This is a genomic window from Faecalitalea cylindroides ATCC 27803, from assembly GCF_000469305.1.
In the GTDB taxonomy this organism is placed as follows: Bacteria; Bacillota_I; Bacilli_A; order Erysipelotrichales; family Erysipelotrichaceae; genus Faecalitalea; species Faecalitalea cylindroides.
On record NZ_KI270988.1, the window covers coordinates 1 to 20,291 of the forward strand.

Annotated in this window: 18 protein-coding genes; 13 read left to right on the top strand and 5 right to left on the bottom strand. The window is 33.7% G+C overall.

The window, feature by feature from the left end:
- The 6 genes from HMPREF0367_RS03645 to gpmI all read left to right on the top strand — a co-directional run.
- The coding region (locus HMPREF0367_RS03645) for a X2-like carbohydrate binding domain-containing protein (RefSeq protein ID WP_035401300.1) at positions 1 to 1,522 on the top strand (1,522 nt) is incomplete at its 5' end.
- A gap of 172 nt (positions 1,523 to 1,694) precedes the next feature.
- On the top strand, positions 1,695 to 2,729 hold the full coding sequence (locus tag HMPREF0367_RS03650) for a hypothetical protein (RefSeq protein ID WP_035401302.1): 1,035 nt from the start codon (positions 1,695 to 1,697) through the stop codon (positions 2,727 to 2,729).
- A 56-nt stretch (positions 2,730 to 2,785) separates the two neighbouring features.
- Positions 2,786 to 3,946 (top strand): tRNA 2-thiouridine(34) synthase MnmA, encoded by a 1,161-nt coding sequence (mnmA, locus tag HMPREF0367_RS03655; RefSeq protein WP_035401304.1) that lies wholly within the window; start codon positions 2,786 to 2,788, stop codon positions 3,944 to 3,946.
- Positions 3,939 to 6,086: an SF1B family DNA helicase RecD2 gene (gene recD2 / locus HMPREF0367_RS03660; RefSeq protein WP_051335160.1), complete on the top strand. Its 2,148-nt coding sequence runs from the start codon at positions 3,939 to 3,941 to the stop codon at positions 6,084 to 6,086. Before mnmA ends, recD2 begins: the two co-directional genes overlap by 8 nt.
- Positions 6,067 to 6,543, top strand: a complete 477-nt coding sequence (locus HMPREF0367_RS03665; protein WP_035401306.1) for a pyridoxamine 5'-phosphate oxidase family protein — start codon at positions 6,067 to 6,069, stop codon at positions 6,541 to 6,543. The genes recD2 and HMPREF0367_RS03665 overlap by 20 nt, the downstream gene beginning before the upstream one ends.
- Before the next feature lie 79 nt (positions 6,544 to 6,622).
- A complete protein-coding gene (gpmI, locus tag HMPREF0367_RS03670; RefSeq protein WP_035401308.1) occupies positions 6,623 to 8,200 on the top strand; it encodes a 2,3-bisphosphoglycerate-independent phosphoglycerate mutase in 1,578 nt (525 codons plus the stop codon).
- 63 nt (positions 8,201 to 8,263) lie between these two features.
- Here the strand turns inward: gpmI and HMPREF0367_RS03675 are convergent, their stop codons facing one another.
- Positions 8,264 to 8,644 (bottom strand): hypothetical protein, encoded by a 381-nt coding sequence (locus HMPREF0367_RS03675; protein ID WP_035401310.1) that lies wholly within the window; start codon positions 8,642 to 8,644, stop codon positions 8,264 to 8,266.
- 298 nt (positions 8,645 to 8,942) lie between these two features.
- Here HMPREF0367_RS03675 and HMPREF0367_RS03680 point away from each other — a divergent pair, with 298 nt between their 5' ends.
- The 4 genes from HMPREF0367_RS03680 to HMPREF0367_RS03695 are packed head-to-tail and all read left to right on the top strand — an operon-like array spanning position 8,943 to position 13,981.
- Positions 8,943 to 10,214 carry a peptidoglycan bridge formation glycyltransferase FemA/FemB family protein gene (locus HMPREF0367_RS03680; RefSeq protein ID WP_051335161.1) on the top strand — a complete coding sequence of 424 codons (1,272 nt, stop codon included), beginning with the start codon at positions 8,943 to 8,945 and terminating at the stop codon, positions 10,212 to 10,214.
- 23 nt (positions 10,215 to 10,237) lie between these two features.
- Entirely contained in the window at positions 10,238 to 11,893 is a 1,656-nt protein-coding gene (locus HMPREF0367_RS03685) for a Na/Pi cotransporter family protein (RefSeq protein WP_035401312.1), read from the top strand.
- Positions 11,894 to 11,907: 14 nt separating this feature from the next.
- Positions 11,908 to 12,594 carry a response regulator transcription factor gene (locus tag HMPREF0367_RS03690; protein ID WP_022356013.1) on the top strand — a complete coding sequence of 229 codons (687 nt, stop codon included), beginning with the start codon at positions 11,908 to 11,910 and terminating at the stop codon, positions 12,592 to 12,594.
- A complete protein-coding gene (locus tag HMPREF0367_RS03695) occupies positions 12,587 to 13,981 on the top strand; it encodes a sensor histidine kinase (RefSeq protein ID WP_051335162.1) in 1,395 nt (464 codons plus the stop codon). The genes HMPREF0367_RS03690 and HMPREF0367_RS03695 overlap by 8 nt, the downstream gene beginning before the upstream one ends.
- A gap of 30 nt (positions 13,982 to 14,011) precedes the next feature.
- Here the strand turns inward: HMPREF0367_RS03695 and HMPREF0367_RS03700 are convergent, their stop codons facing one another.
- Positions 14,012 to 15,025 carry a hypothetical protein gene (locus HMPREF0367_RS03700; protein ID WP_035401315.1) on the bottom strand — a complete coding sequence of 338 codons (1,014 nt, stop codon included), beginning with the start codon at positions 15,023 to 15,025 and terminating at the stop codon, positions 14,012 to 14,014.
- Positions 15,026 to 15,156: 131 nt separating this feature from the next.
- Here HMPREF0367_RS03700 and HMPREF0367_RS03705 point away from each other — a divergent pair, with 131 nt between their 5' ends.
- Both HMPREF0367_RS03705 and HMPREF0367_RS03710 read left to right on the top strand, forming a co-directional pair.
- Positions 15,157 to 15,525 carry a thioesterase family protein gene (locus HMPREF0367_RS03705; protein WP_022356016.1) on the top strand — a complete coding sequence of 123 codons (369 nt, stop codon included), beginning with the start codon at positions 15,157 to 15,159 and terminating at the stop codon, positions 15,523 to 15,525.
- A gap of 200 nt (positions 15,526 to 15,725) precedes the next feature.
- The gene (locus HMPREF0367_RS03710; protein WP_035401317.1) at positions 15,726 to 16,148 is read left to right on the top strand and encodes a hypothetical protein; all 423 of its coding nucleotides are present in this window, start codon (positions 15,726 to 15,728) and stop codon (positions 16,146 to 16,148) included.
- Positions 16,149 to 16,480: 332 nt separating this feature from the next.
- Here HMPREF0367_RS03710 and HMPREF0367_RS03715 read toward each other — a convergent pair whose 3' ends face one another.
- The 3 genes from HMPREF0367_RS03715 to HMPREF0367_RS03725 all read right to left on the bottom strand — a co-directional run bounded on the left by HMPREF0367_RS03715 (position 16,481) and on the right by HMPREF0367_RS03725 (position 19,176).
- On the bottom strand, positions 16,481 to 18,169 hold the full coding sequence (locus tag HMPREF0367_RS03715) for a putative glycoside hydrolase (protein ID WP_022356018.1): 1,689 nt from the start codon (positions 18,167 to 18,169) through the stop codon (positions 16,481 to 16,483).
- Between the two features lie 93 nt (positions 18,170 to 18,262).
- Entirely contained in the window at positions 18,263 to 18,670 is a 408-nt protein-coding gene (locus HMPREF0367_RS10850; RefSeq protein ID WP_035401319.1) for a VanZ family protein, read from the bottom strand.
- Entirely contained in the window at positions 18,667 to 19,176 is a 510-nt protein-coding gene (locus tag HMPREF0367_RS03725; RefSeq protein ID WP_035401321.1) for an HAD domain-containing protein, read from the bottom strand. The genes HMPREF0367_RS10850 and HMPREF0367_RS03725 overlap by 4 nt, the downstream gene beginning before the upstream one ends.
- A 183-nt stretch (positions 19,177 to 19,359) precedes the next feature.
- Here HMPREF0367_RS03725 and rapZ point away from each other — a divergent pair, with 183 nt between their 5' ends.
- The gene (gene rapZ, locus HMPREF0367_RS03730; protein ID WP_035401323.1) at positions 19,360 to 20,220 is read left to right on the top strand and encodes an RNase adapter RapZ; all 861 of its coding nucleotides are present in this window, start codon (positions 19,360 to 19,362) and stop codon (positions 20,218 to 20,220) included.
- Positions 20,221 to 20,291: the final 71 nt, after the last annotated feature.

The window sequence follows — 20,291 nt, forward strand, 5'->3', positions numbered from 1 at the left end:
CGACACTGGAGGAATTACATCGAATTCCAGTCCTGTGACTCCTTCCGGTACAGGTATTGTCTTTAATAACGGCACCGGCACCGTGTACGGCGATGTCACCTTGCAGGAGGACATTACAATTAACCAAGGAGAAAGCTTGACCATCAGAGACGGGGCAAGTTTGAATACAGGAGACAATAAGGTAACTGTAAATGGCGGAACTCTCAATGGAGAGGATAAGATAACAGGTACAGTAAAATATACTCCATCTATCACAACAGCATCTTTGTCAGAAGGAAAAGTAAATGAAGAATACGATGCTTTTCTTACAGCTGATGGTTCTGAACCAATCGAATGGAGTGTTATACAGGAGGATTCTTTACCTACTGGATTGAGCTTATCAAAAGGTGGTAAAATTACTGGAAAACCTACTGCTCCAGGTGATTATGTCTTTACTGTAACTGCAAGCAATGATGTAGGAAGTGTAAGTAAAGAATTAACGATTACTGTTAAAGATGTAGATCCGATTTATAGTATCCAAAATAGTGGTGATATAAACTTTGCGGATGCAATAGAAGGATATACACCAGAAGTTAAGACTATTACGATCACCAATGATGGAAATCAACCAATTACTTTGGATCAACCATCAAGTACATCATTTGATGTTGGAACTCTATCTAAGACAGAATTGAATGTTGGAGAAACTGCAGAATTTACAGTACAGCCTAAGACTGGTCTTTTAGCTGGTAGCTACGATGAAGATATTAAAATCACTGGTACAAATAATGGACAATCAACTTCTTCAATAGTAAATGTAAAGTTCAATGTAAAACATAATGCTGTTAAAGTGGAAAGAAAAGATCCTACTTGTACAGAAAAAGGTAATATCGAATATTGGTATTGTGAAGCTTGTAGAAAGTATTTCCAGGACGAAGCATTAACAAAGGAATTGAAACAAGAAGAAACGATTCTTCCAGCAACAGGGCATAACCTAACAAAAGTTGACGAGAAAAAGCCAACAGTAGATGCAGCTGGAAATATAGAATACTGGTATTGTGAAGTATGCAATAAATATTTCAGTGATGAAAAAGCGGAACATGAAATTACTTTAGAAGATACGATCATTGCGAAACTTCCGAAATTTGTTAGTGGTGCAAACCAAGAATGGACAAAAGGAAGCAAAGATGGATTGACTTTTAAAATTGATACAGATATCAAAGAGTTTAAGAAAGTTCTTGTAGATGGAAAAGAATTAAAGGATACAGATTATGATATCAAATCTGGAAGTACGATCCTTACTTTAAAATCTTCTTTCCTAGATACTTTATCAGCAGGAAAACATAAAATTCGTTTTGAGTTTAATACCGGTAGTGTTGAAGCGTACTTTACGGTAAAAGATAAGGAAAACTCCAGTCAGACGGAATCCGCGAATACAGGGGTACAGAATAAATATGGATTATGGATCGTCTTATTACTGGTTGCTGCTGGAGGTTTAGCAGGATTTGGTATTTTATCTAAAAGAAGAAAAAATCATAAATAATGTTTAAAAGGTGGGTTATACCACCTTTTTATATAGAATTTTTTAGCGAATATATAATTTTAGGGAAAATGAAAGATTAATGTTTATGTTAATGGGTTAGATTAAATGGAAAAACATATGTTTTTGACAATTTAAATGTAAAGTTTGTTATAATACTTCGAGGAGATACAATATGAACATATTATATAAATCATTTCATTTAGTTGATGTAGATAATGAGCGTACAGTAAGAAATGATATCTCAGAAGATTTTGATAGTTTTATTAATGATTTTGTTGATTTTTCAAATCATAATGAAAAAGCCAAAGCATATGTAATCATGCATGAAGAGGATTTGATTTCAGACTGTATTCAAAGAATTGTAAACGATACGGATATAGAGTATCGTAATGAACTTTCAGATAAAATAGCTTTAAAGTTATTGGAGTCAGAAAAGTTAGCGCAGGCAAAAATTTATCCAACGGGATCAAAGGTTAAAAGAGGAAGTCTTGTACAAGCTCTTGTACAAAATTCTGATGATGAATATGAATATATCTTGGCTAAAGTAGAACATAGTGAATGGTATGATGGTATCAGCTTGCATCGTAACAGTGGTTTTTCTTCAGAAAAGAAAAGTATCTGGAAATTTGCCATTTATAATATGTATTCGATCAATGATCATATTGTATTTAATGATGTTTCTGTTTTCACAGATACAAAGGCTAAATATTGGACTGTTTCTTTTTTAGAGCTGGAAGAAAAAAGAGATGATGCATTTAACACATATAATGCATATAAGGCGATTGATAATGAACTAAAGAGTGCAATTAAGACTAGTTCGCCTAGGGATTATGTGGTTTTATCGAATGAAGTTCAAAATGCAATGAATACGCCTCAAAATTTGAATTATTCAGATTATGTAGAAACTTTAATTGATAATTATGAACCAGTCTCAAATGAAATAGAGAAAGAAGTCATCAAGGATTGTTTATTGGCTTTGCCTGAAAGAAAACATTTTGATACTGAATTTAAAACAGTACCTTCTTCTATAGAAAATAAGAGAACCAAGAAATATAAAATTGCCGATGGTGTTGAACTCATGATAAAAAGTACCTCAAGTGATTTTTCAAGTCGTATTATTTCAACGATGAAGAATGGAAAAAGAGTCTTGGAAATCGTATGTGATGACGATGAGACATATAATGCCTTTATTGAAGAAAATGCTTAATTGGCATTTTCTTTTTTTCTTTCAAAAGCTATAATATGAGGCAGGAGTTGATACGTATGAAGGTACTAGTAGGATTAAGTGGTGGAGTCGATTCAGCTGTTGCGGCTTATTTGTTAAAAGAGCAGGGATATGATGTTACCTGTTGTTTTATGCGTAACTGGGATAGTTATGCCAACGGTGATATCGCAGGAAATCCTACGATTCAAGATGATACTTGTCCACAGGAGCAAGATTATCAAGATGCAAAGGCAGTGGCAGAGCATTTAAATCTTCCTTTGCAGCGAGTAGACTTTATAAAAGAATATTGGGATTATGTGTTTAAAACATTTTTATCTGAATACGAAAAGGGGCGAACACCAAACCCAGATATCTTATGTAATAAATATATTAAGTTTGATGCCTTCTTTGATTATGCGATGAAGCAGGGCTTTGATATGGTTGCAACTGGTCATTATTGTTCCAATATGACAGAAGGTTCATTTACTTATCTTACTAGAGCAGCCGATACTAACAAAGATCAGACATACTTTTTATGCCAGGTTAGTCCTGCTGCATTGCATAAGACATTGTTTCCATTAGGAAAACTAACTAAGCCAGAAGTCAGAGAAATTGCTGCAAAACTAAATTTAGAAAGTGTTGCGACAAAAAAAGACAGTACGGGAATTTGTTTCATTGGGGAAAGAAATTTTAGACAATTCTTATCTAATTATTTACCAAGTCAGGATGGGAATATCGTAGATGTTGATACAGGCAAGGTTGTTGGTAGACACGTAGGTGTTCTTTATTACACGATTGGACAAAGAAAAGGTCTGAATATCGATCATGAAAAGGGGCCTTGGTTCGTAATTGGAAAAGATGTACAGAAGAATATTCTATTTGTCTGTCATCATACGCATAAAGAGTGGTTGTATTCTGATTCCTGTCTTGTTAAAGGGATTAACTGGATCGTTAAAGATAAAAACGAAATTCCTGAAAAATGCACATGTAAATTTAGATATCGTCAACCAGATCAGGACATTTATCTTAAAGTTCTTGATGAAACTACTGCATTAGTAAGCTATCCACAAAAGATTGCTAGTGTAACTATTGGTCAGGAAGCCGTATTCTATGATGGCTTTAAATGTATTGGCGGTGGTGTTATCGAAGAAGTCTATGTAGATGGACAGGATTTAAATGGAAAGATTTTGAGTACATACCAGGAGCGTATCAATGGATAGCGTTTTAGCAAAACTTGAATATATCATTTTTGAAAATAAGGAAACGCACTATGTAGTTGCCAGTTTTTCACAGACAAATACCTATCATTTATTTACTGGTGCTGGACGCATCGTTGATCCTATGGAAGATCAGGAATATGAATTAAGTGGAGAGTATATTCGTCATCCTAAATATGGTACGCAGTTTAAGATAGAATCTTATAAGAAGATATTGCCAACGCATGAAGATGCGATCATACACTTTTTATCTTCCGATGCATTTCCTACAATTGGTAAACAAACAGCCAGGCAAATTTATGAATTGTTAGGCGAAACATGTTTGGAACAAATTAAGGAAGATTATTCGATTTTGTATCAAATTCCAAAATTGAATCAAAAGCGTATCGATATCATAAAAAAAGGTATTGAAGAATTTGAAGGCTTTAATGATACCTATATTCAGTTGATGAAATTTGGTTTGGATGATCGAAAGATTCGCTTATTGGAAGATACTTATAAAGATAAGGTTTTAGATACATTAAAAGAGAATTGTTTTTTACCATATTATGAGATTTATGGATTTGGGTATAAATCGGCTTTAAAATTAGCAGATGGTTTTCAGATTGATAAAAATGATAATCGAAGGCTGGATGCCTATATTTATGAAACAGCTAGACAGCTTGCAATGATGAGCGGAAATACGTATATCACTTTAGTCAGTTTAATGGAAAGATGTAAAGGCGCCACAAATGAAGATATACAAGCTTCTTTAGAGCGGCTATCTGTTCAAAAAAGTATTCATATAGAAGAAGGGAAAGTCTATCCTTTTAGTTTGTATGATGACGAAATTTCAATAGCAAGCCATCTGTTTGAGCATATCTTTGAAGTTGAGTCAGTTGATGAAATGGAATTGGAACAAAAAATCAAAGAAGTCGAGTTTAGTTATGCGATTGAATATGATGAAGAACAAAAGAAGGCCATTCGTTTGTTCTTTGAAAAGAGTTTTTTTATTTTAAATGGAGGCCCAGGTACTGGTAAGACAACAACTGTAAAAGGAATCTTGAATATCTGTCGTTCTTTTTTTCCGGATGCAACGATTCAATTGTGTGCACCAACCGGACGTGCCAGCAAGCGTTTGGCTCAGCTGTCAAGTTGTGATTCAAGAACGATCCATTCTTTGTTGCAATGGAATAAAGATGATAATACGTTTGCCAAGAATGAAGAAGACCCATTGGAAATTGATTTTTTGATCGTGGATGAGTTTAGCATGGTTGATACGCATTTATTTGCACAGTTATTAAAAGCACTGCCACGATATTGCCGAATTCTTTTAATTGGGGATGAAGATCAGCTTGAAAGTGTAGGTCCGGGCAAGGTCTTTGAAGATCTAATTGCAAGCCATATTTGCCCAATCATTCATCTAGAGAAGATTTTCCGTCAAAGCGAAGGATCTGGAATCATAAACTTGGCAAGTCAAATTCGTAAAGAGGAAAGATGCTTCTATGAAGATGGGGTCACTTTTATTGAAAGAGATGCCAAAGATATTATGGAATGTCTGGATGAAATCGTTCGCAATAAAGATATGGATAATCTACAGATCTTGGCGCCAATGTATAAAGGTGTTGCCGGTATCGATGCGATCAATGTGTATATGCAGGCTTTATACAATCCACAATCGAATTCCAAAAGTCAGTTTCGTGTTGGAACTACAGTATTTCGTGAAGGGGATAAAGTCATGTTGTTGAAAAACTTGCCAGACGACGATGTTTATAATGGGGATATTGGATCCATTGTATCAATTGATACAGTTAATCGGGTTAATCATGTCATAAGCGTTGATTTTGGCAATACGATCGTCGACTTTTCCAGCGATTTTCTATATTATCTAAATCATGCTTATTGTATCAGTGTTCATAAGGCCCAAGGGTCTGAATATGAAAGCGTGATTTGTATTGTAGAACCAAACGCAAGATATATGTTAGAAAAACGACTTTTATATACAGCCGTATCACGAGCAAAAAAAGAATTGATCTTGATTGGAAATCAACCTTTGTTTGAAAAACAGGTAAAGTTAAAACAAAAAAGAATTCGTCAGACGACTTTAGTACAAAGAATCAAAAATTATCAAGGAGGATTGGAAAATGCGTCGAAGAGATCGTGAAATCAAAGAATTTAACGAAATTCTTCAAGTAATCTTAGATTGCGATAGTTTAGTCTTAGGATTAAACGATGAAGGCTATCCTTATTTGGTTCCATTAAATTTTGGAATGGATATAGAAGATGGACAGCTATACCTATACTTTCATTGTGCCAAGGAAGGTAAGAAACTGGATCTGATTCAAAAAGATAATAGAGCTACATTTGAAATGGATCGTGCGCATCAGCTCGTATTGAATGATGAAAAAATGTCATGTACGATGGAATATGAAAGTGTGACTGGAAAAGGATTCATTGAAATAGTAAGTGAAGATAAAAAAATAAAGGGATTAAAGATACTGATGAAACATTATCATGTTTCTGAATTTCCATTTAGTTTGAAGCCTGTTAAAAATACAACTGTATTTCGTTTAAAAGTTATAGAATTAAAAGGAAAGAGAAGGAAAGTATCCGTAAAATAGCCTTTAAACAACAGCGTTTAAAATTGAATTTAAAAGTTATAAGTGGTATATTTATTTCGATAATATGGAGGAAATAAAAATGACAAAAAGACCGGTTATTTTAGTTGTTATGGACGGTGTTGGGATCAATGAATCCAATCTAGGAAATGCCGTAGCTTTAGCTAACAAACCAACATTAGATTATTTATGGGGAAATTGTCCTAACACATCAATTCGTGCACACGGACTTGCGGTAGGATTGCCATCAGATGGAGATATGGGTAACTCAGAAGTAGGTCATAACGCAATTGGATGTGGACAGATTTATTCTCAGGGAGCTAAATTAGTTAACGAGAATATCGAATCAAAAGAGATCTTTAATTCAAAGACTTGGAAAGAATTAGCTGAAAACGCAAAAGATCACAAGATGCATTTTATCGGATTGTTATCAGATGGTAACGTGCATTCTCACATTAATCATTTAAAAGCTTTGATTAAACAGGCAAAAGTAGAAGGAATCAAAGAAGTACGTGTTCATGCATTATTGGATGGACGTGATGTTCCAGAAACAAGTGCATTGACATATATTGATGATATTGAGAACTTCATGGCTGGATTAAATGATGATAATTTCCATGCATGCATTGCCAGCGGTGGAGGACGTATGCAGATCACCATGGATCGTTATGAAGCAAACTGGTCTATGGTAGAAAAAGGATGGCATATTCATGTAATGGGTGAAGGCCGTCAGTTTGAAAGTGCAACAGAAGCGATTGAAACATATCGTAATGAACTAGGTGTTATTGACCAGGATCTTCCAGGATTTGTTATTGCCAAAGATGGTCAGCCAGTTGGAACAATTGATGACGGTGATAGTGTTATCTTGTTCAACTTTAGAGGGGATCGTGCATTAGAACTTTCTCGTGCATTTGATGGAGATGAATCATTTGATAAATTTGACCGTGTTAAGAATCCAAAAGTATTGTATGCTGGTATGTTACAGTATGATGCAGACCTTAACATCCCTCATAAATATTTGACAGAACCACCAAAGATCAAATACACATTGACTGAAGAACTTTGCAAGCACGGAATTCGTGAATATGCAATCAGCGAAACACAGAAATTTGGTCATGTTACATATTTCTGGAATGGTAACCGAAGCGAGAAATTTGATGAAAATTTAGAAACTTATGTAGAAATCAAATCAGATGTTGTTCCATTCGAACAGCGTCCTTGGATGAAATCTGCAGAAATTACAGATCAATTCTGTGCTGCAATCGAAAGTGGAGAATATGATTTCTTACGTACTAACTATCCAAACGGAGATATGGTTGGACATACAGGAAGCCTTCCTGCTACGATCATTGGTGTTGAATCTGTCGATTTAGCTCTTGCACGTGTCATCAAATCCGTTGATAAAGTAAATGGTATCTTATTGGTAACAGCTGACCACGGTAATGCGGATGAAATGTATGAAAAACCTAAGAAAGAAGGAGCTCCTTTAAAAGCTAAGACTTCTCATACTTTGAATCGAGTTCCATTCTTCGTATATGGTGCAGATGTTAAATTAAAACATGAAGACAATCTTGGTCTAAGCAACATTGCTGCAACTGTATGTGAGTTGTTAGGTGTTGAACCAAACGAACACTGGAATGAATCATTGATTGAAAAATAAGATACAAAAAAAGATAGTCACTTGATCAAACTGACTATCTTTTTATATGGAAGAAAGGTAAAATCAATCTTTAAGAAATTTAATTTCATAGAAGACGATCAATAAAACACAAATGAATAAAATAGGAAATAAAATGAAATTCTGCATCATTTCCATGGATTCATAGTTGTTATTCTGGATATAAATGAAAAGACCGACAGCTAAGATAATAAATAAGATCGAATAGATGAGCAGTTTCGTATTTTTGTTTTCAATGTTAATGAATGAAAAAATCAATGTTACGATAAAAGATGGAATAATTGAATATGTGCAGAATAATTGCGATGTTTGGATCAAAGCATCATTGCGTAATGATACACCACTTAGAATTCCAAATACGCCTAATGCATACATTAAGATAAACGTAATTGGAAGAACACGAACCATTTTACGAATGTTAAACATATAGAGACCTCCTTTAAAACTTAAAATTCATTTTTTTGTATATCCATTTCTATCATCTCCAATGTTTATATTTGTTCAAACTAAGTATGACACTAAAGCTGAATTAGTTCAATTTTTTGTCAAAAGACAGCCAATTATGCCAGAAAACTGGTAAAATTTGTCATTGCGCATCTTTTTTAGCAAATATGTAAAAAAACTAATGTAAAATAAATTTAACAATCATCAAATTTACTTAATGTTTTTGTCTATATATGTAAATCGTGTTAGAATATTTCTGCGAGTAGAAAGAGGAAGAAACATGAAATTTGTTCATTTAACAAAGGATGAATTTGATTCTTTTGAAGAAAAATGTCCTGACAGCACTTTTTGGCAAACAAGTGCAATGGGTATATATAAAGAAAAACAAGGATGTAGTTTACAATTTGTCGGTGTCAAAGAAGCAGACATGATCTTAGCGGCAAGTTGTATCATAGGTTATCCAACAATTGGAAAGATGTATATTTACCATGCTTTAAGAGGTTTCTTGATTGATTATACCAACGAAGATCTCTTACGTTTTTTTGTGACAGAGCTAAAAAAAGACCTGCAGCAGCAAAATGGTATATATCTACATTTCAATCCATATGTGCAATATGTTCAAAGAGATAAAGATGCCAACCTTGTTGAAAGTGGATTCAATAATCAAAAAATCATTGATACATTTATTGATTTGGGGTGTAGCCATAAAGGATTTAGTCGAGGCTTTGATATTACTACAGAGCCAAGATGGACAATGGTGCTTGATCTAAAAGACAAAGATGCACCGACCCTGTTAAAGGAAATGGATCAACAGACACGCTGGAGCATCAATCGATCTTTAAAATATCCAATTCATGTAAAGACACTAGAAAAGAAGGATTTCTACTTATTTAAGGACATGTTGGATGCTACATCAAAGAGAAGACATTTTGACAGTTATCCATTATCTTATTTTGAAGATATGCACGATTTGTTTGGGAAAGATACGATTGAACTGGTTATGGCATGTCTTAATGTAGAAGAATTGAAGGAAAGTCTTACAAAGGAAAGACAAGATTATATAGATGAAAAAACAGAGATTGAAAAAAAATTGGAAGAACTACCAAATTCTAAGAAATTTACAAAAAAGTTGAAGGTAGCTCAAGAAGGTATCGATCTTACAACGAAAAAGATTCAGGAAGCAAATGAGCTTAAAAAACAATATGGATCTGAATTATATTTAGCAGGCGCTATGTTTGTTTGGAAGAATAATGAAGCAATATATCTATTGAGCGCTTCAGATGAAAATCTGAAGAAATTTATGGGCCCATATGCGATCCAATGGAGACAAATACAGAAGGCTTTAGATAAGCATATGACAAGATATAACTTCTATGGAACAAGTGGCATTTTTGACAAGAGTGCCGATGATTATGGGGTTTACGAATTCAAAAAAGGATTCAACGCTCATGTCGAAGAGTTGATTGGAGATTTTGAACTTGTTCTAGACAAGAAACGAGATTTAGTATATCGGTCTATGAAAAAAGCACAGGCTGTATTAAATAAAGGTTAGGAAAGCTAAGAAGGAGAAAGTATATGACAATGGATTTATTGCAGGACATTATGTTGTTCTTTGGTGGACTTGGTATGTTCATCTATGGTATGCAGATCATGGCGGAGGGTCTTCAGAATTCGGCTGGTTCTAAGACACGTAAACTGTTAGGTCTATTAACTAATAATAGATTGTTAGGTGTCTTGGTTGGAGCGTTGATTACCGCAATCATTCAGAGTTCATCAGCAACTACGGTTATGGTAGTTGGCTTTGTTAATGCACAGATCATGAACCTATCACAGGCGGTGGGTGTAATCATGGGTGCCAATATTGGTACAACAATGACTGCATGGCTTGTTTCAATGTCTGAATGGGGAAGTTTGTTGAAACCAGATTTCTTTGCGCCAATTCTATTGGTTGTCGGTGTCGGAATGATGCTGTTTTCCAAAAAGGAAAAAGTTAAAGATGGAGCAAACATCTTAGTTGGTTTTGGTATCTTATTCCTAGGTTTGAGTACGATGTCTGGTTCAATTGAACCATATGCAGATTCACCAATTTTCTCACAAGCATTTACAGTTATTGGAAATAATCCAATTTTAGGATTATTGGTTGGTGCAGGTGTTACCGGTATTATTCAAAGTTCTTCTGCTTCAATGGGTATCTTGCAGGCATTGGCAATGAACGGTATTGTAAACTGGGGTTCTGCAGTTTTCATTGCATTGGGTCAGAATATTGGTACATGTGTTACAGCCATCATTTCTTGTGTTGGTGCAAACAAAAACGCAAAACGAGCTGCTGTAATTCATTTGTTATTTAACTGTATTGGAGCTATTTTTTTTGGAGCTATTTGTTGGTTTATATTTATCGCAAGACCAGATTTGGCTATGAGCAATGTGACTAGTACAGAATTGGCTATCTTTCATACTTGCTTCAATGTATGTACTACAATCATTTTATTCCCATTTGCAAATAAACTTGTTAGCCTATCTAAAGTTATCATCAAAGGTAGTGTTGAAGGTGAGGCAGCAAGTGAAAATGAAGGTGAAGTATTGGTTAAACTTGACGAACGTTTATTACAAACTCCTTCATTTGCATTGGTTCGTGTAAATCGTGAAATTGAAAAGATGGGCCAGTTAGCATTGGAAAGCATAGCATATACAAAAGATGCATTATTAGAAAAGAAAAATATTGACAAAATATATGATCTAGAGAAAAAGATCAATGAATATGAACGACAGCTCTCTGAATTTATTTCATTGATGGATCTTTCAACATTAAGTGAAAAAGAGCAGTTGCAGGTAAAACATGCTCTTTTGGCTGTCAGTGATGTAGAACGAATAGGTGATCATTGTCGTAATATTGCCGATATGGCAAAAGATCTTGAAGAAGATGCTTTTTCACAAAGTGCAAAAGATGATATTGAAATTATTAGCAATCAGTGTTATAAAACTTTAAGATGGGCACTTGATTTACGTGCTGATCTTGATGTCACTAAAATTGAAAAAGTTGAAAAGCATGAAACGAAAGTTGACAAGATGCAAGATCAGATGCGTGAAGGTCATATTCAGCGCCTTATCGACAAAAAGTGTCAAGTTGAAGCAGGAATTATTTTCTTGGATTCTGTATCAGATTATGAACGTATCAGTGACCATGCAGAAAACTTGGCCAAGTATGTTGTAGAAGAGGAAGAAAAATTTTAAAAGGAGGCAAATAGATGCCAAAAATTTTGATTGTTGAAGATGATGAAAACATCCGTCAGTTATTAAAATTGACATTACAAAGTTATCAATATGATCTTGTAGATTTTGATAACGGTCAGGATGCTTATGATTATTTGACAAAAGAAGTGGTAGATCTTGCGATCTTGGATGTCATGTTGCCGGGAATGAACGGGTATGATATCTTAAAGTACATTCGTTCTATACCACGTCTTAAGGATATTCCTGTATTGATCTTAAGTGCAAAAGATAAAGAACTAGATAAGATCATGGGATTGGATCTAGGTGCAGATGATTATTTGACAAAACCTTTTAGCGTTTTAGAATTAGCTGCACGCATCCGCTCATTGTTGAGACGTAGTAAGAAAGATGAAAAAATCATCCAGATCGATAAATTGTTTATCGATTTAGATAAGCGAATCGTAAAGATTGATGACAAGAGTGTTGAACTTACATTTAAAGAGTTTGAACTATTAAAATATCTTGCCAAAAATCCTGGCAGAGCTATTCCAAGAGAAGAACTAATTAACCAGGTTTGGGGCTATGATTTTATTGGAGAGAGTCGAACATTGGATGTTCATGTCAACTCTTTAAGAAAAAAATTAGGTTCTGATTATAATAATTGTATCCAGTCTGTTCGTCAGGTAGGATATCGATTTGTAGCGGGTGAGCAAAATGCATAATAAGATCATCCGCTCTTTTTTGATTATTTTTTCTTTAAGCTTTGTGATTGGCTTTGGGATTTTATATGGCGTATTGTACGATGTTTCTTTAAATCAACAAACTTCGAATTTAAATGATGAATTGTCTATCATTGTTCAAACAAATTTCGAAGAAAGTCAACAGATTGGAGAAGAGTTATTTGATAAAGATACACGTTTGACCATGATATCATCCGATGGAGAAGTCTTATATGATAATTTTGATGATTCGATCAATGAGAATCATCTTCAACGTGAAGAAATTAAAGAAGCAAGTAAAAATGGAACTGGAAGTAGTGTTCGATATTCTGAAACGATGGAACAAAATTATCTTTATGTAGCTGAATACGATGCACAAGAACAAACTTATGTTCGATTAGCTATGCCATTTTCAGGTGTTTCTCAATCGGCGTTGATGTTATTGCCATCCTTTTTTATCGCTTTTGTGATTGCCTTTTTCTTTGTATGGCTTATGTCAAAACGTATGGCTGATTCGATTCTTAAACCATTACAGGAGATATCAGCAGTGATTCGTAAAGCTGATTTTGGAAAAGAAAAAATTGAGTTTCAAAACTATTCGTATTCTGAACTGCAGGAGATTACAGATGCTTTACAGACAATGAATAATCAAATTGCTAAAAACTTAGAAAATTTGGAGAGAGAAAAACAAATTCGACAAGAATTCTTTACCAATGCTTCACATGAATTAAAGACACCTTTAACATCAATACGAGGATATTCAGAGCTTTTAAGACAGCACGCGATTACAGATCCTGATCAAATCGATCATTGTTTAGATTGTGTCTTAAAAGAAAGTGATCATATGACCAAATTGATCAATGATATATTAACAATCTCAAAACTAGAAGCAAAAGATTACGTTGTACAAAAATCTCATATTAAATTAAAAGATTTGTTAGAAAATGTGTTGAATAGTTTAAGTGTGCAGGCAAAGGCAATGAATTTAGATATTGATGCTTCCTGCGAGAATGTAACAGTATATGCTAACTTAGATCATATACAAGGAATTTTATATAATCTTATCAGCAATGCCATCAAATACAACAAGCCAAATGGAAAGATCATTATCATTATAAAAGAAAGGCTTGATAATATATTGATCAAAGTGATGGACACAGGCATAGGAATATCAAAAGAAGATCAGGAAAAAGTCTTCCAGCGATTCTATCGTGTTGATAAACAAAGATCTAAAATTGTAGCCGGAACAGGAATTGGTTTGGCTATAGTGAAACATATTGTTCAATTTTACAATGGGTCCATTTCGCTAAAATCGAAAGAAAATGAAGGAACATCTATTGAAATTTCCTTGCCTATCATGGTGAATGAGGAACCTAATAATTTAGACTAATTAAAAAAAGAAGATCACGACGATCTTCTTTTAATTTTCATCATCTTCATCTATATGAGTTGGTGATTCGATATGTAATAATGGTTTTAAACAATAGAATAAGACACCATAACGAATCGCATCAACTAAAATAAACAGGATAAAGACCCGTAATGGATATTCTGGATCTTTGTCTACATAGTATCCAATGAATTTAGGTGCATAGAATAGAATGCAGAAGACTTCCAGGATCGCACATATCAAAACAATTCTTTTTGCATATGGGTGATCGTAATATAAATAGAATACTGGTACGGTCCATACAAGCGCAGTAAATATGCACAGCATGAACATATCCTGTGTCGCAAAGACCGTTTGTAAATCATAACTTGCAAAATAATTGGAGAATATCTGAATTAAGATAGGGAATACCATTAATGAAGCATAGATTCCAATACCTAAACGAATGGATACCTGAGGCTGCGTATAAGGTTCTTTTTCTTCCGCTTCTTCTTCCTCTTCTTCATAGATATACTCTGGTTCAGGTTGTCGAACTGGTTTTTTCTTGACTTGTTTTACTCTTATAACAGGTTGTTCAATAGTATCTTCCATTTCATCTTCATAAACATCTATCGTTAGATCAAAGAAGATGCGGGACCATTTATTGTGCTTGAGATAGGAACCAAGTTGAACTAAAAACATTGTTTTGATCAACATAAATCCAAGCATCGAAGCATATGTTAATATATGTGCCATATCCTGCATAGCAAATTGAATAGGAACATAAAACAAACATAATGTTAAGATGAATACAAGCCAGTAAAGGATACGGAAAATCTTTTTACCAAAACTCAGCAATAAAAATATGAAACCATATAGACATAATTGTGATATTGCCAAAACAATGATGACAGTATTTAAGTTGTTCGTCGTTTTCAAAAAATCTAGATTTAATACACTAAATGCGCCGATAAAATACAGGCATAATAAGATCCATGAAATGATCAAACGAGTAATAACTCGATTCTTTGCCTTTTTATATATGATTTGATCTTGATCATACATAATTGATAAGACCTCCTTTTTACAATGATATCCTTATTATAAATGATTTTTTATTTTTTTGACACTAAGTATATGTTGTATCTTTTCTGTATTTCATGATACCATTTAAAATGTGTTTGGAGGATTTTATTATGGAACAAAAAACAATAAAAATAGAACGAGTAGTAGAGAAACAACATCTTGCCTCAATCATGAAAAGTGGTTCTTTAGATGTATTGGCTACTCCACAGATGATTGCATGGATGGAAGAAGCCGCTTGTCTTTGTCTGGAATTAGAAGAAGGAAAGACAAGTGTAGGAACGTTGATGAATGTTTCTCATGATATGGCAAGTCCACTAGGAGCTACTATAGAAATTCATGCAACTCTATTAAAACAGGAAAATCGTAAACTTGTATTTGAAGTTCAGGCTTTCCAAAATGGAAAATCAATTGGAAAAGGACAACATGAGCGTTTTATCGTTGATGCGAACAGATTTTTAGAGAAAACATACGCAAAATAGAACGTAATACATTTGTTGAAAGAGTGGATATGGCTTTTATAAGTTGTATCCGCTTTTTCTATTATTTGGCTCATTACTAATTTTTCATGAAATTATAAAATGGATAGGTTTTAATGAAATTAATGATATATGAACTTAAAAAGTGAAGATTTTAATTTAATTTTGAATATCTGTGTATCAAACGAGGATGGAAGTTTTATATGGGGAAAAGAATAAAAATCGTTTTGGCAGTAATATTTATGATACCTTTAGTTTTGATTTTGTTTATTATGATATCTTCTTCAAATGAGACAAAAATCAATTTTTACTGTAATGAGGACTATATAGAATTGGATTCTTTTATTCACGATAAAATTTATTTTCAAGATATTCAGGATATAAAATTATTATGTAACAATGATATGCATATTCAAAAACAAGGCATAGGATTTTTAAATAATGACTTTTTTTCAGGAGAAGCCGTAGCAGAAGATATAGGTAATTGTAGAGCATACTATTATTTATCAAATGATTCCTATATTTTGATTGATTCCAATGTAGATGTTTTATTAAATTTTAAAAGTAAAGAAGAAACAAGGGAAATATATGAAAATCTAAAAACATATTTGTTAAAAAGTAGATAATTAATTAGTATATGTTTGCAGATATCTATATTTCTAAAAATATTGGTTGAGATATTTAGGACAAATGATATTGATTTTTAGGTATTAAGTGAACGGAAAATGTTTTCTTTAGTTTCATGTTAGTTAAACCCCATAAAGATCTAGATTACCTTTTCCATCTTGATGTAGACCATGTTTATTTTGGATGGTGATTTTACAGAAGAAGATTTTAAAGAAATGATGATAACGATAAAAGTAAAAGAGTTTGATCCAAAATATTTTTATAAACAAGCTATTCAATAAAAAAGGATAATCCACTATATAACTAGGATTATCCATTCATTTTTCATTTTTTATGAAGCACTATCAATGAAGCCATCTTTTCGCGGATCCAATATTTCTTGATCACCACTGCCAGCCCATACCATGTAACCTTGATAACCGGCTTTTTTAATACCGTTGATCTGGGCAACCATTTCATCAGGACCAAAGTCTCCATAGCCTTGGATCCATGTGCGATATATAGCTGGTGTTTCAATAGAATCTAGAGTTTTTTTAGTGATCAAAGAAAACTGATACAACGTTTCTTCTGGGTTGGCCGTAGGATCATCAATGCCCATGGCTCCCATAGAGAAGTGATCGGTGTAAGGCATAGGCGATACGATATCAACAACGTTGGCAATGGCTGGTAAGAATTGTCCAATGTCTTGATCATCCTGGGCAACTACAGGCCATGCGAATATGTCGGCTGCTACATAAACTTCATATTGGGCTAGCTCTTCTTTAGCGTAGATTAAGAATCCTTGTAATGCGCTAGTCTTGCTTTCGTTATATGTGTTATGAAGGTCGATCGTTCCGTCTAAAGCCTTTGATAATGTGCCATCTGGGAAACGTACATAGTCAAATTGGATTTCATTGACATTGCATTGTGCGATTTCTTTAGCAATGTCTACATTATAGCTCCATGCTTTTCTTGAAAAAGCACTTGGCCAATATTCATCATTGTGTAATACTAGATTTCCGTTTTGATCGGTAAAAGAATCATCTGGATTCTGTGATGCAAAAATCGCATCTTTAAAAGTAACGACGCGCGCGATGACATAGAAACCATCATCTTGTAATTCTTTGAATAAACTAGAAAGTTCATCTTTAGACATCAGTGAACTACTGGTAGCTTCACTTGGGTTTGATAGATAATCTTCTGGAACATCACTGTCATAGAAGATGCTTCCACCATCTCCTTTGATTTCTATTGCTAAAGAATTAATGCCTGTTGTATCATTTAGATTCATATAGTAATCTTTATTTTCTACTAGTTTTTCAAGTGATACATGGACGGCATTGATATCTTCCCGCAATGGATTGTTCTCATAATTAGGAACTTCTTGAGGCTTGTAGTCGATTTGATCGATATAAGCATCTTTAGAATAATTCTCTCCGTAATAGGCATCCCAATATGTAGAATAAGAAATAGAAGATGAATAGTCAGTTAGAGCCAGCTCTTTGCTGGTTTCTACATACTGACCACTAAGGTAGTATTCTTTCCCATCTTTTTCAACTTGATACCATTTCACGTTTCCTGTTGTTGTATCAAGGTCTTGTGGATCAACTTTTAATACTTTTACTTTTTCTCCTTTGGTAACAACTTCATCACTTAACTTGCCACCTTTTTTCTCTCTTAGGTTAATTAGCCTTCTTGGATAGACATTCTCAATCTGGACACAGTTTTCTAATGAATCAACTAGATTTTCGTTTGGTATTGAAACCAGCTGTCCTTTATATTTGATCTGTGATGTTTCGGCTCCTTTTTCAGAGATATGAACTTGTGTTCCTCGTGGAATCTCAAGCGTTGTTTCATCCACTTCACCATTGATAATATAAGGAATACTTACAGTCAATGTATTTTCGCTTGAAGCAATGTATTTTATGGGGTGAATCACATTGTTGAGAAGAGGAACAAAAACAATAATAAGTGCCACGGCAATGATAAAACTAAGCCCTATTCTAATGGGTCGAGAGATCTTTCTATTGTGTTTATTCATTGTAATCACCAGACAAATCGTAGCATAATCGCCAAAACAATGTCAATTTTAGCCTGGATATGGGATAGTATTCCCCACTAAAAAGAAAAGCTGCTATTTTTTATAGAAAAAGCAGCAAGATAAAAAACTGGATATGAAAGCTCCCATAGTATCAATGAAAACGTCAAACACCTGTGGAGATCTTCCACTTGAAAATGATTGATGGAATTCATCACTGCAAGCATATAAAAAGCATAGAAGGATGCTGAATAGAAAAGCTTTACTTTTAGAATGGTCATAAGCAGAAAACATTTGAAAAGCACTAAGACCCAAAAGAAAATATATAGAAAAATGGGCTAGTTTACGTATGTAGAATTCAGCACTTTCTATATTGTTAAAAAAAGGTAACAACGAAAGGATAAAACCACTGGTTTTTGATGATTCTTCTCCACTTTGGGAAGAAAACAGGAAGATCAATATCATGATAGCAATCGTTAATGATGTATATAACTTTTTTTTCATAGGCTTTCCTGAAGTTTTAAGGCGTATCTAGCCTGATGATAATTTGCCTCATTAAAACATTGAGCGGTTTGTATGAATCGATATCCAAAATTATTACGCATATCAAAGTCATCAATAACAAGATATCTTTTTACATTATGAGTGTGTACATATTCCATGATAACATTGTTTCTAGGATTTCCATGAACTGTAAAATCGATAAAAGTATCTTTAATTCCGACAATTTCAAACATTCCTTCAATTTCTTCTTTGGTGTAATATAAGCGCCAGGAGCTTGTCAAGACAATCTTGGCTTCAAATTCTTGTGCCAGTTTTTTTATTAGTTCACAACTCTTTTTATCAAAGCCATAGTAAACTTGATTGACAAAATAGATGTTTAATTTCTTGATTGATGGATTATTTAGTTTTGCGGCTAACTTATCACTAAGTGCAAAATCAAGTTCATATTGAGGGCAGATAGGTGGATTTAAGACCCCGTCTATATCAAGAAAAAGTATTGGATTCATAATGATCCCTCCCTTATTTTTAATTTTATCAAAAAACAGGATGTATGTGATATAATTTGAAAAAGATTTTAAGCATGGTATTTTATAGAATCTTTTTTGATCATTGTAGAATAGGAAAATCTTATCTATTCTATGATATATAGTGCTATGATAAATATATATTGAATAAAGAAGGTGAACTAAATGAATGAAAATATCGTATTGGTAACTGGTATGTCAGGAGCAGGGAAATCCAGTGCAATGAATGCATTGGAAGATCTAGGATATTATTGCATCGATAATTTTCCTAAAGAATTATTGTCTGAATTAGAGAAATTGTTAGAAACCGAATCTCGTTATAAGAATATTGCTTTTGCAATCAGTGCCGTTGACTATGTTTATTTTGTGAATTACTTTCAGAATATATCAAAACACATGCAGATAATTTTTCTAGACTGCAGTGATGAAGAATTGTTGTTGCGATATCGTTTTACTCGTCGTCAGCATCCAATGATTTCAAACAAAATGGCAACAACGCTTGAAGAAGCTATTGAGATAGAACGAGACTTTTTTGATCACTTACAAGAAAATGCCAAGAGCACGATTCATATTGATACAACAAAATTAACTACAGCTGCGCTTGCCAGCAAAGTAAGACATCGTTTTAAAAATATGGATGTTGGCAGTGAGTTCTCTATTACGTTTCAATCGTTTGGATTTAAACGTGGTGTTCCAATGGATGCAGATAGTGTGATTGATGTGCGCTTTTTGCCTAATCCTTTTTATGATCCACAGTTAAGAAATAAAACGGGAAACAATAAAGAAGTCTATGACTATGTCATGGAAAAAGAAGAAACGCAGCAGTTTATCAAATATTTGAAAGATTATTTAGATTATGTATTTAAGTGTTATGATGAACAGAATAAATCGCATATGATCGTTTCAATAGGTTGTACAGGGGGACAGCATCGGTCCGTTTCTATCTGTAATTGGTTGTTTGATCAATATAAAGATCAATACCAATGTTTTAAATCCCATCGTGATATCGGAGATGAAGAAGCATGAAAAATATCGTAGTTATTGGTGGAGGTACAGGTCTTTCCAGCATGTTTTTATGAATCGTAGGTTGATAACTT

Coding starts and splice junctions, on each gene's coding strand:
- HMPREF0367_RS03650 (WP_035401302.1), top strand. CDS start 1,695: ATGAACATATTATATAAATCATTTCATTTAGTTGATGTAGATAATGAG.
- mnmA (WP_035401304.1), top strand. CDS start 2,786: ATGAAGGTACTAGTAGGATTAAGTGGTGGAGTCGATTCAGCTGTTGCG.
- recD2 (WP_051335160.1), top strand. CDS start 3,939: ATGGATAGCGTTTTAGCAAAACTTGAATATATCATTTTTGAAAATAAG.
- HMPREF0367_RS03665 (WP_035401306.1), top strand. CDS start 6,067: ATGCGTCGAAGAGATCGTGAAATCAAAGAATTTAACGAAATTCTTCAA.
- gpmI (WP_035401308.1), top strand. CDS start 6,623: ATGACAAAAAGACCGGTTATTTTAGTTGTTATGGACGGTGTTGGGATC.
- HMPREF0367_RS03675 (WP_035401310.1), bottom strand. CDS start 8,644: ATGTTTAACATTCGTAAAATGGTTCGTGTTCTTCCAATTACGTTTATC.
- HMPREF0367_RS03680 (WP_051335161.1), top strand. CDS start 8,943: ATGAAATTTGTTCATTTAACAAAGGATGAATTTGATTCTTTTGAAGAA.
- HMPREF0367_RS03685 (WP_035401312.1), top strand. CDS start 10,238: ATGACAATGGATTTATTGCAGGACATTATGTTGTTCTTTGGTGGACTT.
- HMPREF0367_RS03690 (WP_022356013.1), top strand. CDS start 11,908: ATGCCAAAAATTTTGATTGTTGAAGATGATGAAAACATCCGTCAGTTA.
- HMPREF0367_RS03695 (WP_051335162.1), top strand. CDS start 12,587: ATGCATAATAAGATCATCCGCTCTTTTTTGATTATTTTTTCTTTAAGC.
- HMPREF0367_RS03700 (WP_035401315.1), bottom strand. CDS start 15,025: ATGTATGATCAAGATCAAATCATATATAAAAAGGCAAAGAATCGAGTT.
- HMPREF0367_RS03705 (WP_022356016.1), top strand. CDS start 15,157: ATGGAACAAAAAACAATAAAAATAGAACGAGTAGTAGAGAAACAACAT.
- HMPREF0367_RS03710 (WP_035401317.1), top strand. CDS start 15,726: ATGGGGAAAAGAATAAAAATCGTTTTGGCAGTAATATTTATGATACCT.
- HMPREF0367_RS03715 (WP_022356018.1), bottom strand. CDS start 18,169: ATGAATAAACACAATAGAAAGATCTCTCGACCCATTAGAATAGGGCTT.
- HMPREF0367_RS10850 (WP_035401319.1), bottom strand. CDS start 18,670: ATGAAAAAAAAGTTATATACATCATTAACGATTGCTATCATGATATTG.
- HMPREF0367_RS03725 (WP_035401321.1), bottom strand. CDS start 19,176: ATGAATCCAATACTTTTTCTTGATATAGACGGGGTCTTAAATCCACCT.
- rapZ (WP_035401323.1), top strand. CDS start 19,360: ATGAATGAAAATATCGTATTGGTAACTGGTATGTCAGGAGCAGGGAAA.